Genomic DNA, 17,026 nt, shown 5'->3' with positions numbered 1-17,026 from the left:
AGTTTCCCTAATCACTTATATTACGCTTTTCTATTGTTAAATTTTTGCTGTCAAAAAGAACAATACTGAAACAAAAATATTGTTCTTATAATAACACAACATACCATAGAAGCCCTGTCAAATAGTCAAAAACATGAATTATGCCGACATCTCGTCACGTCATTAATACTTGTATGAGATTAATAAACAATGATTGCATATTAAGTTTATGAATTAAAGTATCTAATAAATTTCTGCATATAAAACTATCACTTAAGACAAATTCGCTCACCCCATAAAATGCTAATACATAACAATTTTTGCAAAATAAATGAAAAACCATACTAAACACATGCTCTAAATATACATATGCCTGAATTGCTGTATAATCTTTCTGAAAGTAACCATTATTCAAACGTCTAATAGTTGATATTATTATAACCATGTTATCAAAAATATTTCCAAAATTATTTTAATTGAATTTATCAATTTAAAAAACAAGCACTGGTTCATTTATAAGCATACATAATAACATACCCTCATATAATCAAAAAACATAATATGAGCACCTAAAGTATTATAAAATCAAGCTCAAAAAAAGTACGTATACTAAACTTTTTTTATAAAATATTTCAACCATACATAACATCATCATCTCTAACATAATATGGTTCAGCGTTTTAAAATGTACCCTTGATTAAAAAGATGTTGCATTTATATTACAGTTATGTTGTTGATATAAAACATAAAGTATAAGATCCAACTAGAGGATCATTTTATTGAGTAAACGCTAAGTTAACTTGAACTTTAATCGATAACATTATTATGAGGTTTACTATGTCTGACAATTCACTATTCAGCGCCGGCATAAAAAGGCGTGACTTTCTGCGGTTGACAGCAGGCTTGACAGCCATGATGGGACTTCCGGTCTCTATGAGCTCAAAAGTTGCTGAAGCAGCAACAGCAGACAACAGACCGCCGGTTATCTGGCTTCATTTTCAGGAGTGTACTGGATGCTCCGAATCCCTTATCCGTTCAGGACATCCGGATACTGCTTCTCTTATTCTTGATCTCATCTCTCTGGACTACCATGAAACACTTATGATAGGTTCCGGATATCAGGCGGAAGAATCACTTCACAACAGTATGAAAAACAATTGGGGCAAATACATACTGGTTGTGGAAGGTGCTGTCCCACTTGCTGAGAATGGAGTTTACTGCAAAGTAGCAGGTAAAACAGCTCAGGATTCTCTGAAAGAGGTTGCCGAAGGTGCGGCAATGGTTATTAACATCGGTACCTGCTCATCGTTCGGCGGTGTTCAGGCTGCTGCTCCTAACCCGACAAAAGCAGTGTCGGCAGCAAGTCTTGTAAAAGATAAGCCTGTTATTAATGTACCAGGATGCCCTCCAAGCCCTTATAATCTTCTTGCTGTTATACTTTACTATCTCACATTAAAAAAACTTCCTAAACTTGACCAGCTTAACAGACCTGAATTTGCCTACGGCAGACGTATCCACGAACACTGTGAACGCAGACCGCATTTCGATGCAGGACGTTTCGCAGAACAGTTCGGAGACGAAGGGCATACACTCGGTTACTGTCTTTACAGACTCGGCTGCAAAGGTCCTGTAACATTTGCTAACTGTTCAACACAAAGATTCAACGATGTCGGCGTATGGCCAGTCGCTATGGGTCACCCTTGTATCGGGTGTACAGAGCCTGACGTAATGTTCCACACATCAATATATGACAGAGTTCAGATACACGAGGTTACACCTCCTGACTTCTATCCTAATGCTAACCCGTCCAAGCGTGGCAAAGGTGCTGATCCGCTTACGACTGCTGTAGTAGGTATGTTTGCAGGTGCAGGTATCGGAGCCAGCGCAATGATGGCTAAGAAGCTTCCAAAGGAGGGAGAAGATGAAGAAGACCAGGCGTGATTTTCTGAAGTCCGCTGCGGCGGGCGGTGCTCTTGTCGCTGCACCCTTCAGTCTCCATGCCGAAGAGGAACACCTGAAGGAATCCGACGAAGCAGTAGGGATGCTTTATGACTCCACCCTGTGTGTCGGATGCAAAGCTTGTGTGACCAAGTGCAAACAGGTCAATGACATGGAGGCGGTGCCTTCTCCGAGTGACGAAGACAGAATATGGGACTCACCGGAAGACCTTGACTATCGCACAAGAAACATTATCAAACTCTACAAAGATAAAGAAAATGAAGCAAACTGGGATTACGTAAAATACCAGTGTATGCACTGCATCAAACCTTCCTGTGTTTCAGCCTGCCCTGTCAGCGCTATGGAACAAGAGAAAGAGAGAGGCATTGTTTTCTATGACAAAAATAAATGCATCGGCTGCAGATACTGCCAGATTGCCTGTCCGTTCAACATTCCAAAGTTCGGCTGGCCTGAAACGTTCCCTAAGATCGTTAAATGCGACCTTTGCAAATATACCAACCTTAAGGTCAAAGGCGAACCGGCATGTGTTGAAACATGTCCTACCCAGGCTGTGATATACGGTAAACGTAAAGACCTTCTGGCTGAAGCTAAGAGAAGACTAGTCACTTCTCCTGAAAAATATACCGGAGAGATCTACGGTGAATACGAAGTTGGCGGAACAAACGTCCTTTACCTTGCCGGAACAGACTTCTCTAATCTGGGCTTCCCGGAGCTGGAAAAAGAATCTGCCGCGGTGCGTTCTGAACACATTCAGCACACACTTTACAAAGGTTTCATTGCTCCTGTTGCTCTTTACGGTTTTCTTGCCATGGTTGCGCTGAAAAACAGAAAAACAGCTCAACAGGTTGAAAAAGAACACGTAATAGAAAAAGAGATCGAAACTGAGCTTAAACACGAAGATGAAGGAGGGGACAAATAATGACCCATAACGATGAATATCATATCCACAGGGCAAAGATACTCACCCCTTCGTTTTATGTGCTCCTGTTTTTTGTAGTAATCGGCTTTTTCCTTGTCGGCGTCCGTTTCGTAAAAGGGATCGGCGCTGTTACAAACATGTCCGACGGCTACCCATGGGGTATATGGATCGCATATGATGTTGCCACAAGTACAGCTCTTGCCTGTGGTGGTTACGCTATGGCTATCATCATCTACATCATGAACAGAATGAAGTATCACCCGCTGATACGCTCTGCCCTTGTAACAAGTTTGTTTGGCTACATGCTTGCAGGTCTCTCTGTTATGGTGGATATAGGACGCTACTGGAACGCTTACAGCTTTTTTATCCCGACAAGATGGCAGCCCAACTCCGTAATGTTCGAAGTTGCGGTATGTATTATGGCATACAACGTGGTACTTATGCTTGAGGTTCTCCCGGCTATTCTGGAAAAATTTATTCATTCCAAAACACCGAAGTTCCCTAAAGTTAAGAAGTTCGCAATGAAGCTATACCCGAAACTCGATAAAGTCCTTATCTTTATCGTTGTTCTTGGTATAACACTGCCGACAATGCACCAATCATCACTCGGCTCTATGCTGATTATCGCAAAATCAAAGGTTGACCCGATATGGCACACAGAGTTTCTTCCTCTGCTGTTCGTCATTAATGCACTCTACATAGGTTACTCTGTTGTTATTTTTGAATCTTTTGCTTCATCAATGGCATTTAACAGACCTTTTGAGTCAGAGACACAGCGTCTCTCAAGGGTTATCCCATATGTTACAGCCGTATGGCTCACAATCAGACTTGCAGACCTCATATACAGAGGAGAGCTCGGAAGAGCCTTTGCAGGTGACTATAACTCTATGATGTTCCTTGCAGAAATAGTGCTAATAGCAGCAGGGTCGTTCATATTGATGTGGAAGCAATTCCGCTCATCACCGCGAATGGTGTTTATATCCGCGATGCTACTGCTTGTCGGTGGCGGATGGTACAGGTTTAATGTGTACCTCGTAGGATATAATCCGCACGGTAACTGGAGCTACTTCCCGTCACTACCGGAGTTCTTTATCACTATCGGTCTGGTTGCATTTGAAATACTTGGTTATATGGTACTGGTAAAACTATTTCCTATAATGCCCAAAGTACACAATAACACTGCAGACGTTCATTAATTTTCAGGAGAGATATAAATGGGAAAGAGAATAACAATAGATCCGATTACAAGAATTGAAGGACACCTCCGAATTGATTTCGAAGTTGACGGCGGGAAAGTGTCAAAAGCATGGTCATCTGCTCAGATGTGGAGAGGTATCGAGAAGATACTTATCGGCAGAGACCCGAGAGATGCATGGGTTTTTGCTCAGAGATTCTGTGGAGTTTGTACAACAGTGCACGCCATCAGCTCAATCCGTTCACTTGAGAACGCATATAATGTTGAAGTACCTCTGAACGCTCAGCTTGTCAGAAACATAATGATAGCTCAGCACTCCCTGCAAGACCACATTGTGCATTTCTATCACCTTTCAGCACTTGACTGGGTGGACATCGTAAGTGCACTTTCAGCAGACCCTAAGAAAACAGCTCAGATAGCTCAGTCCCTTTCTAACTGGCACGGTAACTCTGTAACAGAGTTCAAAGCAGTGAAAGAGAGACTTACAGCATTCGTCCAAACAGGCAAACTCGGGATATTTGGTTCAGGATACTGGGGACACCCGGCAATGAAACTTAGCCCGGAAGTTAACCTCATGGCTGCTGCACACTATCTGAAAGCCCTTGATTATCAGAAAAAAGCAGCTTCCGCTGTTGCAATACTCGGCGGTAAAGACCCACACATTCAGAACCTCTGCATGGGTGGTGTAGCCACTGCTATCAATATGGATAACGAAGCAACACTTAATATGGAACGTGTTGCGCTACTCCGTTCACTTATGGAAGAGACCAGAGATTTCGTTAAAAATGTTCTTTACCCTGACGTGCTTGCCATAGGCAGCATGTACAAAGAGTGGTTTAAGTACGGCAGAGGTGTTGATAACTACCTTGCTATACCTGAGTTCCCGCTCGATGCCACAATGACAAAATTTGATATGTCCGGTGGTATCATCCACGACGGAGACCTGAAAAACTTCAGACTTCTTAAAGACCACAAAGATGAAGCTCTTATAAACGGAACCACAGAGTCTACAAAACATGCATGGTATGAAGACGGTAAACCTAAAAACCCATTCCAGGGTGAAACAGAGCCAAAATACTCTGAGTTTGACCCTGACGGTAAATATACATGGTGTAAGGCTCCAAGACTTGATGGAAGAGCTATTCAGGTTGGACCTGTAGCTCAGATTCTCGCTTCATACGCTGCCGGCGACAAACATGTTAAAACACTTGTTGACAATGCAGTAAGTAAAATCGGTATCACTGTTAATGACCTTCAGTCTACTATGGGACGCCACGTAACAAGAGCTATCCGCTCAGTTATCATGGCTGATAAATCCATCAAATACCTTGACATGCTCATTGACAACCTTGCAAAAGGCGACAATGTTTATACTAACCACGTTGAAATGCCTATGGGCGAATATCAGGGTGTAGGCTTTCACGAAGCCCCTAGAGGTACTCTCTCCCACTGGATGGTAATTAACAACGGTAAACTGACAAACTATCAGGCTGTTGTACCTTCAACATGGAACGCAAGCCCAAGGGATGAAGAAAACGTTGCCGGACCATACGAACAAAGTATCCTCGGCAATCCTGTGGCTGATATCGAAAAACCACTTGAAGTTATCAGAACGGTACACTCATTCGATCCTTGTATCGCATGTGCTGTTCACTCCATCGACCCTGAAGGCAAAGAAGTTACAAGCGTAAAGGTGAGATAATGCAAACGGTTGTTTTTGGTGCAGGGAACCTGCTCCTCAGTGATGAAGGATTAGGCGTTCACCTTATCAAACATATGAATAAGAAGTATGAAGCGTGTGACGATGTCGAATTTTATGACGCCGGAACAATGGGCATACTTGCTATACATAAGCTGGAAGAGACTCAGCATGTTATTATTGTTGACTCTCTGGAAGCAGAAGGTGAGCCTGGAGAACTGCGTGTGTACGAAAAAGATGACATTATGCTGGATAAAATTCCTGCAAAAATGTCTCCACACCAGATAGGACTTCAGGAAGTCCTCACACTGAGCGAACTCAGAGGCAAAGCACCGAAAACTATAACCTTTTACGGTGTTATCCCTGAAAGCCTTGAAAGTTCTGTGGAACTCAGCTCTTCTGTTCAAAAACGTGTGGGAGAGATAGATCAGATGATAGTTTCAGAGCTTAATGCAATGGGAATAGAACTCACTCAAAAATAAAAGCTAAGATACACTTTATGATTCTTATCAAGGGCAGAGGCATTTATGTTTCTGCCCCTTTTTTTGTTCAATATCCTGACTATATATGCGACAACAGACGCAAATGAAGACATAAAATTTACAGTAAGAATTTAACCGCATTGGGATAAGCTTATTAAATCGGATTGTGCAATTGGTATTAATTTTGAGCAGAGACTGGGGATAAATATCTACGGATTAACCCGTGGTTCTACTGTTTCACACGTGCTTAATGCACGAGTTTACAACTTTGTTGTACAGTTCGCTAGAGCATATGCAAAATACGTCACTGTGAAACCCGCAGAGTTGTGGCAGTCTCTGAACTCGTGATTTAATCCTGAGATTGCTTCGCGTCATTACATTCCCCGCAATGACTTATACTGTGATTAGCTCATTCATCCACACTTAAACATATACTTACCCCCATGCATAAAATACACGGGGGTAAGTAATTTATATAAACTAAGCTTTTTTTGCTAAACGTATACGAAACATTTGTTCCAGCACTATCAGCCCGAAACAAGCCATTCCTATCAGATACATCCAGTATTTCATATCTTCCCCAAGTCCTAGTATAGGCAACAAAGTGCCCGGACGGAAAAGTATAAAGGCTGTAGCAAGAAGGAAAGGAATTTCCCAGAATTTATTTTTGGTGATAAACCACCCCTGGATAGCTGCTGTAAATGCAAAAGCAGCGAAACAAGCCATAACGAATATCAGTATCCCTAAGGGCCAGCTATAAATGTTATGGAGTATCAAATCTGTGTTAAACACAAACATGAAAGGGATAATTGCTGTTCTCAGGTCATATGTAAAGCCCTGAATACCTGTTGCTATCGGAGGTGAATCCGCAATAGCGGCGGCGGCATACGAGGCCAACCCCACCGGAGGCGTGTCATCAGCCAGAATACCAAAGTAGAAACAGAACAGATGCGCAGCCATAAGAGGTATAAAGAAGCCGTATGATGCCCCAAGGTTAACTATGATAGGCGCAGTGAGCGAAGCCATTACTATATAAGTCGCGGTGGTAGGAAGCCCCATTCCAAGCAGCAGAGATGCTATCGCTGTAATGAGAAGAAGAAGGAAGATATTACCCTGAGCCAGAGTTTCAACTATCTGGGTTATCATTCCGCCTATCCCCATGCCAACTACTCCGACGATAATTCCGGCAGAAGCTGTGGCGAGAGCAACAGAAACCATATTTCTGGAACCACCAATAAGCCCATTCCCTATTGTCTTAATAGAGTTTATCATAGCCGCGGCAAAATTCTTTGAGCCGCCTGTTTTAAACTCCTTTCTGATCTCCTGATAAAAAATGATCAGCGCAAGTATGAGCACAGCGTTATAGGCAGCCATTTCAGGTGAATGTCTTACAATAACAAGCTCGTATACCAGCATGAATATCGGAATAAGATAGTGAGCACCATTCCTTATAACTTCAAAAAATTTAGGGCATTCATCTTTAGTGAGCCCTCTCATTCCGAGCTTGCTCGCTTCAAGATGTGTCACATAGAACAGTGCAAAATACGAAACAAAAGCAGGAACAGCAGCGGCCTTCACCACTTCTATATATGGAACATTCACATACTCTGCGATGATGAAAGCGGCAGCACCCATTATCGGAGGCATGAGCTGACCGTCTGTTGAAGCAGCAACCTCCGTTGCAGCAGCCTTTGTTGCCGGATAACCAACCTTTTTCATCAGCGGAATTGTAAAAGTACCTGTTGTAACGATATTTGCAATACTAGAGCCTGAAACAAGCCCTGTAAAACCGGAAGCAACGATTGCTGCTTTCGCCGGACCGCCTTTAAACCTTCCAAGAAGTGAGAGAGACATATCTATAAAAAATTTGCCCGCCCCAGCCTTATCAAGCATAGACCCAAGCAGAACAAAGAGATAGACAATAGAAGCGGATACCCCGAGAGGTATACCGTAAATACCCTCTGTGGAAAGAGAAATCTGATTCAGATATTTATTGAGTGAAACACCTTTGAAAGCCATAAACTGAGGCATATACGGTCCTAAAAAAGCATATGCGGAAAAAGCCAGCGCAATGATAGTGAGTGCCGGTCCGATTGATCTTCTAGTTGCTTCAAGCAGAAGTATCACAGTTGCAAAGCCAAAAACAACATCTCTGGTAATGGGAAAACCGGCTCTCATAGCCAGCCCGTTAGCATCAACAGCAATATAAAGCGCTGCGGCTGCACCGAGTATAGCAAAAATATAATCGTTAACAGGGATTTTGTCTGTAGCTGCAAAATATCTTAAAAACCTGGGTGGTCTTTTTACAATAGGCATGCTTAAAAACAAAATTGACATAGCAAAAGCGAGGTGGATTGCTCTCGTCTTTGTACCATCCAAAATAAGAAAACTGGCAAGAGAAAGCTGAAAGAACGCCCAAGCTATTGCTATTGTAGAGATAAGATAGCTTTCGTAGGATCGCAGTGATCTGACCTCCCCCGTTTCTTCCTTCAGTATCTCTTCTGCGGTTTTGATTTTTCTAGCCATGCAGTACCCTCCCGAAAAAAATTAAAAAAAGAAAAAGAGGGCTGTGTTTGTTTACACTGCCCTCAAATATATTTGTCTAAGTAGTTAATTACTGCATAAGTTCAGGTTTGATGTACTGATCAAGTCCTGCTTCTTTGTAGTATTTAAGAGCACCTTTATGCATAGGAGCTGTAAGCCCTTCCAACATGCTCTCTTTTGTTATAACGGCATATGCCGGGTGAAGTTTTTTGAATTCTTCAAAGTTTTCAAAAACTTCTTTTGTGATCGCATAAACTACATCTTCGGAAACATCTGAAGATGTAACGAAAACAGCTTTAACACCAACAGACTCAACATCAGATTCATTTACTGCTGTAGGGTAGTTGGAGATAGCGATTTTTGATTTTGCATAGTATGGGTATTTAGCAATGAGGTTATCAGCTGTTTTACCTGTAATAGGAACAATCTTAACCTTCACACGTCCGGATGTAGCCTCTTTGATGTTACCGTTAGGGTGACCGACAGTATAGAAGAATGCATCAATTCTTTCATCCTGAAGGAGACCTGGAGATTCAACAGCTTTTGCGTACTCAGCTTTGATATCGTCTTCTGTAAATCCGGCAGCTTCAAACAGATCTTTAGAATTCTGGAGCTGACCGGAACCAGGGTTTCCTATGTTTACAATCTTACCTTTAAGATCTTCAATAGAGTTGATACCACTGGCCTCAGAAGCAATAAGAGTTATAAGCTCAGGGTAGATAGAGAACACAGAGCGAAGTTTTGTCTGAGGTCCTCTTTCAGACCATTCTGCCTGACCGTTATATGCCTGAGACTGTCTGTCCGACTGAGCGACGCCGAATTCAAGGTCGCCGGCGAGAACAGCGTTAATGTTATAAACAGAACCACCTGTTGACTCAACAGTAGCTTTGATTCCATATTCAGCGGCTTTCTTATTAACAATACGGCTAATAGCGCCGCCAGTTGGGTAGTAAACTCCTGTAACGCCGCCAGTACCTATTGTTACATAAGTAACTCCTGAAGGTTTAGCTGCTGCTTCCTCCTTCTTTTCCTGTGCAGGCTGCTGTGAGCAACCAAATGCAACAAAAACTACGAGAAGCGCCAAAAGTGCAAGTCTTTTCATTCTTTCCTCCTAACATAAATTACATTAAAGTAAACCAAACTCAGGTTAACCTGTCAATCTTTTTTGATCATATTTAAAGCACTATCAAACAAGAGATTCATAAGCATAACTGAGCAAAACTTAATCATAAACTGTATAGGATATTAACACTGTCAATGTTTTCTTTTCGTTAAGCCTTATGGATTAACAGTCTGAAGTTTATAACCTATGTTAACTAATCTTCATATATTTTTGCGACACCTGTTCTGTATGCTGCCGCTTCAACATCCTTTGCCACAGCCTCATGAACTTTTTTATCCAGGATGTTTGGCACAAGGTCACCCTCAAGAGCAAAAGACGCTATGGTTTTTGCCGCAGCGATTTTCATTTGGTTATTAATAGTAAAAGCATGAGCCTGCAAAGCACCCTTGAACAGACCAGGGAAAGCCAATGCATTATTAACAGACTTTCCGTCTGCTGCAAAAATAGCGCCGTGCTTCATTGCGAGATCAGGATCTATCTCCGGATTCGGGTTAGAAAGTGCAAGTATGACGTGCCCCGGCTGTATCATATCCGGTGTTATAAGGTCAGGGCATCCTGTTGTAGCTATGACAATCTTAGACTGCTCTACTACTCCGCGAAGATCTTTGGGACTGCCGCCGAGGGATTCAAAACGCTCAAGAGCTGACTTGTCAAGGTCTACACCATTAAATTCTTTGATTCCGTATGATTTAAGCAGTTTCATGATACCTGTCCCTGCTGCACCGAGACCTATTATCCCGACACTGGACTCTTTCAGGTTCACAAAAGTGTATTTAGCAATGTTCAGCAATGCTGCAAGCACAACAACAGCAGTACCATGCTGATCGTCGTGTAGAACAGGAATATCTAGCATTGCATCCAATTTATCTTCTATTTCAAAGCATTCTGGTGCTTTTATATCTTCGAGCTTAATAGCGCCGAAGGTTGGGGCTATATGCTTTACTGTCTCTATGATTTCTTCAGGTTTATGAGTTTCCAGCAGTATCGGAAACCCGTTTATGCCGGCAAGCAGACTGAACAGAAGAGCCTTCCCTTCCATCACAGGCATTCCTGCAACTGCGCCTATATCACCAAGACCAAGGATAGCTGTTCCGTTTGTGACTATTGCAACATTATTTCTGATAGATGTATACTTATCCGCAAGTGCTTTATTGTCATGAATTTTCTTGCATATGGAAGCTACGCCCGGGGTATAAATTATCTTGAGGTCATCAATGGAGTTAATGTCTACAGTGGGTTTAACAGCAATTTTGCCATTAACATGCATCTTCTCCACAACGTCTACAACTTCTATAACATCTGCGCCTTCGAAATCTTTAATACTTGATAGGATGTTATCGAGCACATTATTCTCGTCAGCATAAATATCAATATCTCTTATTTTATAACCTTTGCCGAGATGTACAGTTTTAATATCCCCGATCATGGTGCTGTTTGCGCCTATGATCGATGTAATATTGCCCAGATAACCAGGCTTATCAATTATTTTGATTCTTAATGTCTTTATGACTTTATTAGAATATTCAATTCTCATTAGTGCCTCCGTCCTCTTCTGTCAGAAAAATTTCCCATGTCAGCGGTTCATAATAGTTACACGATTTTTTAGGAGTTTTTATATACCTTCCCATAGAGGCACATTTAAGACTGAATGTATTCTTCATCTCTGTTATTAATAATCTCCTGAAATGAAGACAACACCCGCACAACGACTCCTCAATATTAATACTCATAAAAAAATATACCCCTAGAGCTATAAAATGTCTACGCTATTAACAAGACTATTTTGGTGTTTTACAGATTCTTATAAATTTCCTGCTGATCAGCGAGCCAGTTAAGACCTTCAAATTTAATCTCAGATATATCCTGTTCAGACAGTTTCAGCTTATCCAGCACATGCTGGTTTACATCACTGTGGATGTCATCTGTTGCTTCCAGCAGTCCCAAAAGCTCGCCAAGCTCATTGTCTTTATAAAGCAGAGCATGTTTTATCTTTTCGCTTACGTTTATCATCTCAAGCAGTTCTTCTTTTGAAATGCCGAGGATAACATCCAGATGTGACAAAAGCCCAATAAAAAAAGCGTCAGCAAGTCCCCTATAGTTATCACCGAAAACCTTCTTGGCAAGAAGCTCCAGTATATGAGCCTTAAGCATGGAAGTTTCCAGCAGTGTGGACTTAACCGGGTCTCCTTTCTTGCCTGCATAAAGCATAATAGTCAGCCATTTACGCATTGCTTCGCGCCCTATCAGGTTGAGTGCGTGCTTAATGCTGGTTATCTCGTGGCGCAGACAAAAAGAGCATGTATTTATAAGTTTCAGGAGTTTAAGTGTCAGCTCAGGCTGAAGCCGAAACTCCCTTTCAATCTCGCCAATATCTGTATTTTGTGACAGCTTTGAAAGCAAGCGCAGTATGCAGGCTTTAGAAGGTTCAATGTTCTTTTTCTCTATCACAGCCGGTTTCTCGAAAAAGAACCCCTGATAAAGCTCAAATCCGCAATCCTTCGCAAAAAGAAAGTCTTCTCTTGTCTCAACTTTTTCAGCCAAAAGCATCATGTGTCTGCCATGAAATATCTTTTCCACCCTGTCCATCTTAGCCAGACAGTTTTCTTTCATATCGACCTTCAGATATTCCACATAGGAAAAAAGCGGCATAAACATACTAAAATAATCAGCATTCAGAACAAAATCATCTAATGCAAATGTATACCCGTCCCTATAATAAGCGTCAATACGATTTATTACTTCCGGGGTAACATTGGTTGTTTCAACAATCTCCAGCACCAAATTCTCTTTCGGCAAAACATCAAGAACATCCTGCATAATAATGTTGTCATCAACATTGATAAACGCTTTTCTGCCGGACGTGAGGGATTTTACACCAAAATTCTGAAAGATATTAATCAGGACTCTGGAGGTAGCTGTCACAGGGTCATAAAACTCTGCACGCTCATCTGTTCCGGCTTTACGAAAAAGAAATTCATAGCCGAAAACAGATTCGTCAACAGCAAAAATAGGCTGCCTTCCCACAAGAAAATTATCAAATCTCATAATCCAACCTTAAGCAATGAGTTATTGATGTATAATGAATAATATAGCACTATATAATAACAAAATCACTACTTAACATAATTAATCTTAAGACGATATTCTTTATCATCAGGAGTATATAATATGGGTCTGGCACAATTTCTTTATGCAGCAAGAAAGCTGAACAACATCGGCAGATGGGCAAGTGACTTTATGCACATACGCGCTTCCGTTTCCGAACACTCATTCTTTGTTACTCAGGTGGCACAAATGCTCGGCATGATAGAAGAAGAGCACGGTAATAGTGTAAACTGGGAAAAACTCTATAAAAAAGCCCTGAACCACGACGTTGTGGAGGCATTCACAGGGGACATCCTCAGCAATGTAAAAAACATGACCCCAAAGATGAAAACAGCAGTGGACGACATCGAAAATATGATAGCCGACGAGCTTCTCTTCTCCAAAATGGAACCGCCGTACAGAGACATGTACAGAGATATGATTTTCGATGGGAAAGATGAATCACTCGAAGGGCAGATACTGCGTTATTCTGATAATATCGATGCAATGCTTGAGTGCCTCACAGAAACAAAACTTGGGAACAACCCGCCATTTAAAAAGAAATATTCAGAAATTCGGGAAAAGCTTAAAAAGTCTCCCCTTACAAGCGTTCAATTCTTTATTGAGAAAGTTCTGCCGGAATATGAAGAACTTCTGGAGTGACCCTAGCCTGCTTCCTCACGATATCCTGCAAGTGTACGGTTTATGTTTTTCCAGAAATTTTTGTATTTGCCAACGGCATACTGCTGCATCGAGTCCCTCTTCAGATCGAAGTCGCTAAAGTTGTTATCCACCATCTTTACCATATCATAGTCAAGATGTTTACTCTGCGCCATCTGATACATAACCGCCATAAGTTCCTCTCTGTGCATACCTTTTCTGTAAGGTCTGTCCTCCGCAAGAGCTGTAAATATATCTGCGACAGAAAGCAGTCTTGACTGTGGACTCAGCTCATCATCCCTGATGTGAAAGGGATATCCGCTGCCGTCTATCTTTTCATGATGCTGTGCTGCATACGAGGCGATATTGCTTATCTCCTCCACCTGCGAAAGAACAGAATAAGTAAAATACGAATGGCTCTTTATGTATGCTTCGTCTTCAGTGTTCAAAGCACCTTTTTTTTCGAGTACTTCGTTAGGCACAACGAGTTTGCCAAGATCGTGCAGATTACCTGCAATAGAGAGCTCTCCACAGTCGCTGCGGGAGAGACCGAAAGCTTCCCCCATGAGCCTTGCCACTGCGGAAACCCCGCAAGAATGAGAAGCTGTAAACCGGCTCTTAAAATCTATGACAAAAGATACCAGCTTTGTAAACTGCTCCAGATCTCCCTGTGTGATATATTCTTCTGACTGTTTAGCTGTCATACATGTATTGCAATAGCTCTTAGACGTTGCTCCCAGCCAGAAATATTCCTGTGTGCTGAGCACTTCAAGGGCAGCCACAGCATCTGGAGCAAATACACTCCCAACCCTGCTTTTTATATAGTCAGTAATCTTATGATTCTGAAGAAGTATATGCTGATTCTGCCTGATGAGTATATCCACTCTGTCTGCAAGATGTATTATATAGCTTCCAACAGGTATCATCTCACCGTCAAATGTCCTGTTGGCACCATACAGCCAGTTCGAGTGATGATAATGAACTATCTCTGCAATCTTTTGAAACGGTTTATAGTCTTTCAGCAAGAGATAACCGATAAGGCAGTGCTTATACGGCATATTTACATCAAATTCTATAAGGTCGTTCTTTTCTCTGATAGTAAGCGGCGCAGCACCGATATCGTGCAGTAATGCAGCATAATAGATTTCATTCACAGCATCATCGCTCAGCCCCATGACCTTTGCGATCTCTTTTGAAAAAAGAGCTACTCGCTGATTATGACCTGCTACCGTCGGGTTAATAAGTTCCAGGGCAGAAGAAAGACACTCTATAAGCTGTCTTTTGGATATCTGATATTTTTTCTCTCTCATCATTTTCTCCGGGTTAAAAGTATATAGCATCATATAAATAACCCTGCAACGCTATTTAATAGCCCAAAGCCACAAAGTTAGCCCGCGCAACAACCTCTGACACTTTTCAACCAGCAATAAAACACGATTTTCTTATAAATCTATTAGACATAAGTGCAAAACAGCGTTACAATTAGCATATAAAAGATATGGAGGAATGCGGAGATGGCAACAAAAAAAGCAAAAAGAATGTACAAAAACTGTCCCGCCAGAGGTTTTGTATATGTTTGGGAAGGACCAATCAGAATAACGCACTGGGTCAATGTCGCCAGTATCATCATCCTTGTCATGTCCGGTCTATACATACATTATCCTTTCGTTAAACATAACCCCGTAGACCACCCTTACATGATGGGCAGTATAAGGTACACACACTACCTCACTGCCATGATATTTACCACCAGTATAATAGTGCGAGGGATGTGGGCTTTCCTTGGCAATAAATACGCTCATATAAGGACGTTCTATAATCCGTTCAACAAAGATGACAGAAAATATATCATCTCATATTTGAAGTACTACTGCTTTCTGGAAAAAAAACCGAAACATGTACTTACACACAACCCTATGGCACAATATGCATATATAGGGATATTTTTAGTGTTCATGTTCCAGATATTCAGCGGATTCGCCCTCTGGTCTCAGATAAACCCTGACGGCACAGCATATGCAATATTCGGATCAATATTCTCCCTGATGTCCAACCAATGGGTAAGGTATCTGCATTACTTCTCAATATTTGTCATTGCAATATTCCTTATGGCACACCTGTATGCCGCCGTACTCGTTGACTTCCGTACACATGCAGGGGATATCAGCTCTATTTTCTCTGGGTGGAAAGCTGACATTGAAGATTAATAAGTACAATTAAAACGGCAAACACCGTTATTATAGCAAAACTAAAAAATCCCCGGCACTTAAAAAGTATCGGGGATTTCTTTTTATTCATTACAAAACAACCTCACATATGCAACGGGCACGGGCATGAGGTCTTATTTTGAGATATCAAATATCATATCAAGTTTCATCAGTGAGAGAACCTTCAGTATTCTTTCCGGAACATTAACAAGTTTCATTTTGCCGTCATATTCTTTAAGGTTTTTAAGCCCCTCCAAAAGAGTGGCAAGCCCTGATGAATCGATATATGTCACTTGTTCGAGATCCACAACAATAAGCATAACCTTTTTCTTTGTCAGGTCGTTCAGCATTGAGCGGAGCTCGGCAGATGTCAGTATATCAATCTTTCCGTGAGGTTTTATTGTTTTACCGTCTGCTATTTCTTCAACAATTATCTTCATATCAGTTCCTTAAGTATTAATCATATTAACGCATTTAAATTAGCATACTGGAATCTTAAGTACAATTGCAAGTTTATTATTCAATACATATCAAAGAAATTACTACTTTTCTAGTATCATCCATATATAGTAATCATCGGTTTTTGGGTCTACCCATTCATCCATCACCTTGAACCCGTTGAGAAATTGATCAGCCTGCTCCCTTGTCATGGAAGTAACCTTTTGCCTGTAGCTTTCCACAGTTGCAGTGCCTGAGCTGAGGGATTCAACATTCAAGTCTGAGTTTATGAGTACCTCGATCTGCTTTGCCAGATTTTTTTGTGCCTGCACCCTCGCAACCCTTTTCTGCGCAGAAAGGCTGTTGCTTCTCTGCTTCGGAGCTATACCTACAGCCCCTATGTATCCATCATAAACAGGAGTATAAAACCATTCAGGAAAACCATCCCTCATAGGATATTTGGTTTCAGGCATCAAAGAACCGACCTTTCCGGGTTGTTTTTTAGGAGGCATAACGGCTTCTGGTTTTTCTACGGGTTTGGATATAGCTGAAGAGCCCCCGAAATCCATATTAAGAGTTCCTGATGTAATGTCCTGTTCCATCTCTTTTTGAGCTTGTTCGGCTCTCTGCTGTTGAATTTTCGCGCTATCCTGTTTTGCTGTGGGCTTTGCAGCGCCTCCGCATCCAGTCAGAAACAGCACAACAGTTATACTAAAAATAATTATCTTTCCCATAAT

At 41.6% G+C, this 17,026-nt stretch carries 14 protein-coding genes; 7 read left to right on the top strand and 7 right to left on the bottom strand.

Annotated features, from left to right (window positions below):
- Positions 1-816: 816 nt before the first annotated feature.
- Genes DACET_RS06150 through DACET_RS06130 form a run of 5 tightly spaced genes read left to right on the top strand, consistent with a single transcriptional unit; the run spans position 817 to position 6,233 of the window.
- Positions 817-1,920 (top strand): hydrogenase small subunit, encoded by a 1,104-nt coding sequence (locus tag DACET_RS06150; protein ID WP_013010517.1) that lies wholly within the window; start codon positions 817-819, stop codon positions 1,918-1,920.
- Positions 1,901-2,857, top strand: coding sequence for a hydrogenase 2 operon protein HybA (gene hybA, locus DACET_RS06145; RefSeq protein ID WP_013010516.1), 957 nt, complete (start codon positions 1,901-1,903; stop codon positions 2,855-2,857). The genes DACET_RS06150 and hybA overlap by 20 nt, the downstream gene beginning before the upstream one ends.
- Positions 2,857-4,053 carry a Ni/Fe-hydrogenase cytochrome b subunit gene (hybB, locus tag DACET_RS06140; protein ID WP_013010515.1) on the top strand — a complete coding sequence of 399 codons (1,197 nt, stop codon included), beginning with the start codon at positions 2,857-2,859 and terminating at the stop codon, positions 4,051-4,053. The genes hybA and hybB overlap by 1 nt, the downstream gene beginning before the upstream one ends.
- A gap of 18 nt (positions 4,054-4,071) precedes the next feature.
- Positions 4,072-5,754: a nickel-dependent hydrogenase large subunit gene (locus DACET_RS06135; RefSeq protein WP_013010514.1), complete on the top strand. Its 1,683-nt coding sequence runs from the start codon at positions 4,072-4,074 to the stop codon at positions 5,752-5,754.
- Positions 5,754-6,233, top strand: coding sequence for a hydrogenase maturation protease (locus DACET_RS06130; RefSeq protein WP_013010513.1), 480 nt, complete (start codon positions 5,754-5,756; stop codon positions 6,231-6,233). Before DACET_RS06135 ends, DACET_RS06130 begins: the two co-directional genes overlap by 1 nt.
- 480 nt (positions 6,234-6,713) lie before the next feature.
- On the opposite strand, the gene DACET_RS06125 is transcribed toward DACET_RS06130, so the two are convergent.
- The 4 genes from DACET_RS06125 to DACET_RS06110 all read right to left on the bottom strand — a co-directional run bounded on the left by DACET_RS06125 (position 6,714) and on the right by DACET_RS06110 (position 12,945).
- The gene (locus tag DACET_RS06125) at positions 6,714-8,759 is read right to left on the bottom strand and encodes a TRAP transporter permease (protein ID WP_013010512.1); all 2,046 of its coding nucleotides are present in this window, start codon (positions 8,757-8,759) and stop codon (positions 6,714-6,716) included.
- A gap of 88 nt (positions 8,760-8,847) precedes the next feature.
- A complete protein-coding gene (locus DACET_RS06120; RefSeq protein WP_013010511.1) occupies positions 8,848-9,879 on the bottom strand; it encodes a TAXI family TRAP transporter solute-binding subunit in 1,032 nt (343 codons plus the stop codon).
- 214 nt (positions 9,880-10,093) lie between these two features.
- A complete protein-coding gene (locus DACET_RS06115; RefSeq protein WP_013010510.1) occupies positions 10,094-11,434 on the bottom strand; it encodes an NAD-dependent malic enzyme in 1,341 nt (446 codons plus the stop codon).
- A gap of 257 nt (positions 11,435-11,691) precedes the next feature.
- On the bottom strand, positions 11,692-12,945 hold the full coding sequence (locus tag DACET_RS06110; protein ID WP_013010509.1) for an EAL and HDOD domain-containing protein: 1,254 nt from the start codon (positions 12,943-12,945) through the stop codon (positions 11,692-11,694).
- A gap of 123 nt (positions 12,946-13,068) precedes the next feature.
- Between DACET_RS06110 and DACET_RS06105 the strand changes: the two genes are divergently transcribed.
- Entirely contained in the window at positions 13,069-13,647 is a 579-nt protein-coding gene (locus tag DACET_RS06105; RefSeq protein WP_013010508.1) for an HD domain-containing protein, read from the top strand.
- Positions 13,648-13,649: 2 nt separating this feature from the next.
- Here the strand turns inward: DACET_RS06105 and DACET_RS06100 are convergent, their stop codons facing one another.
- Positions 13,650-14,957: an HD domain-containing phosphohydrolase gene (locus DACET_RS06100; protein WP_169304194.1), complete on the bottom strand. Its 1,308-nt coding sequence runs from the start codon at positions 14,955-14,957 to the stop codon at positions 13,650-13,652.
- Between the two features lie 201 nt (positions 14,958-15,158).
- Between DACET_RS06100 and cybH the strand changes: the two genes are divergently transcribed.
- A complete protein-coding gene (cybH, locus tag DACET_RS06095; RefSeq protein WP_013010506.1) occupies positions 15,159-15,851 on the top strand; it encodes a Ni/Fe-hydrogenase, b-type cytochrome subunit in 693 nt (230 codons plus the stop codon).
- 134 nt (positions 15,852-15,985) lie between these two features.
- Here the strand turns inward: cybH and DACET_RS06090 are convergent, their stop codons facing one another.
- Together DACET_RS06090 and DACET_RS15480 are read right to left on the bottom strand one after the other, a co-directional pair.
- A complete protein-coding gene (locus DACET_RS06090; RefSeq protein ID WP_013010505.1) occupies positions 15,986-16,291 on the bottom strand; it encodes an STAS domain-containing protein in 306 nt (101 codons plus the stop codon).
- 102 nt (positions 16,292-16,393) lie between these two features.
- Positions 16,394-17,023, bottom strand: a complete 630-nt coding sequence (locus DACET_RS15480) for an LPP20 family lipoprotein (protein ID WP_013010504.1) — start codon at positions 17,021-17,023, stop codon at positions 16,394-16,396.
- Between the last annotated feature and the right edge of the window lie 3 nt (positions 17,024-17,026).

The sequence above is a fragment of the Denitrovibrio acetiphilus DSM 12809 genome (assembly GCF_000025725.1).
Classification (GTDB): Bacteria; Chrysiogenota; Deferribacteres; order Deferribacterales; family Geovibrionaceae; genus Denitrovibrio; species Denitrovibrio acetiphilus.
Note: the sequence above shows the minus strand (reverse complement) of the source record. Positions and strands in the feature narration are given on the sequence as shown.

Coding starts and splice junctions, on each gene's coding strand:
- DACET_RS06150 (WP_013010517.1), top strand. CDS start 817: ATGTCTGACAATTCACTATTCAGCGCCGGCATAAAAAGGCGTGACTTT.
- hybA (WP_013010516.1), top strand. CDS start 1,901: ATGAAGAAGACCAGGCGTGATTTTCTGAAGTCCGCTGCGGCGGGCGGT.
- hybB (WP_013010515.1), top strand. CDS start 2,857: ATGACCCATAACGATGAATATCATATCCACAGGGCAAAGATACTCACC.
- DACET_RS06135 (WP_013010514.1), top strand. CDS start 4,072: ATGGGAAAGAGAATAACAATAGATCCGATTACAAGAATTGAAGGACAC.
- DACET_RS06130 (WP_013010513.1), top strand. CDS start 5,754: ATGCAAACGGTTGTTTTTGGTGCAGGGAACCTGCTCCTCAGTGATGAA.
- DACET_RS06125 (WP_013010512.1), bottom strand. CDS start 8,759: ATGGCTAGAAAAATCAAAACCGCAGAAGAGATACTGAAGGAAGAAACG.
- DACET_RS06120 (WP_013010511.1), bottom strand. CDS start 9,879: ATGAAAAGACTTGCACTTTTGGCGCTTCTCGTAGTTTTTGTTGCATTT.
- DACET_RS06115 (WP_013010510.1), bottom strand. CDS start 11,434: ATGAGAATTGAATATTCTAATAAAGTCATAAAGACATTAAGAATCAAA.
- DACET_RS06110 (WP_013010509.1), bottom strand. CDS start 12,945: ATGAGATTTGATAATTTTCTTGTGGGAAGGCAGCCTATTTTTGCTGTT.
- DACET_RS06105 (WP_013010508.1), top strand. CDS start 13,069: ATGGGTCTGGCACAATTTCTTTATGCAGCAAGAAAGCTGAACAACATC.
- DACET_RS06100 (WP_169304194.1), bottom strand. CDS start 14,957: ATGATGAGAGAGAAAAAATATCAGATATCCAAAAGACAGCTTATAGAG.
- cybH (WP_013010506.1), top strand. CDS start 15,159: ATGGCAACAAAAAAAGCAAAAAGAATGTACAAAAACTGTCCCGCCAGA.
- DACET_RS06090 (WP_013010505.1), bottom strand. CDS start 16,291: ATGAAGATAATTGTTGAAGAAATAGCAGACGGTAAAACAATAAAACCT.
- DACET_RS15480 (WP_013010504.1), bottom strand. CDS start 17,023: ATGGGAAAGATAATTATTTTTAGTATAACTGTTGTGCTGTTTCTGACT.